This is a genomic window from Mammaliicoccus sp. J-M41, assembly GCF_022385935.1.
Taxonomy (GTDB): domain Bacteria; phylum Bacillota; class Bacilli; order Staphylococcales; family Staphylococcaceae; genus Mammaliicoccus; species Mammaliicoccus sciuri_A.
This window is the reverse complement of sequence record NZ_JAJNIR010000092.1, coordinates 1-299: the sequence shown is the minus strand read 5'-3', so window position 1 is coordinate 299 and position 299 is coordinate 1. Positions and strand designations below refer to the sequence as shown.

1 protein-coding gene is annotated in these 299 nt (G+C 32.1%); it reads left to right on the top strand.

Translation table 11 applies throughout. From position 1 onward, the window contains the following. A partial coding sequence (locus LQ686_RS14020) for a transposase (RefSeq protein ID WP_239733464.1) occupies positions 1-299 on the top strand: 299 nt, incomplete at both ends.

Genomic DNA, 299 nt, shown 5'->3' with positions numbered 1-299 from the left:
CTGTATCTCATGAAATGATCTCTGATATTACTGATGCCGTTATTCCTGAAATGGAAGAATGGCAAACTAGACCATTGGAAAAGTGCTATACATTTGTATTTGTGGATTGTTTATATACTAAAATTAGAACTGATTATGAAATTAAAGAATATGCAGTATACACTATTCTAGGGTACACGATTGATGGAAAGAAACAAATACTTGGTTTATGGCTTAATGAAACAGAAAGCAAGCATAAGTGGATGCAAATATTTGATGAAATTAAGGCTCGTGGTGTCGAAGACATTTTCTTTTTATCT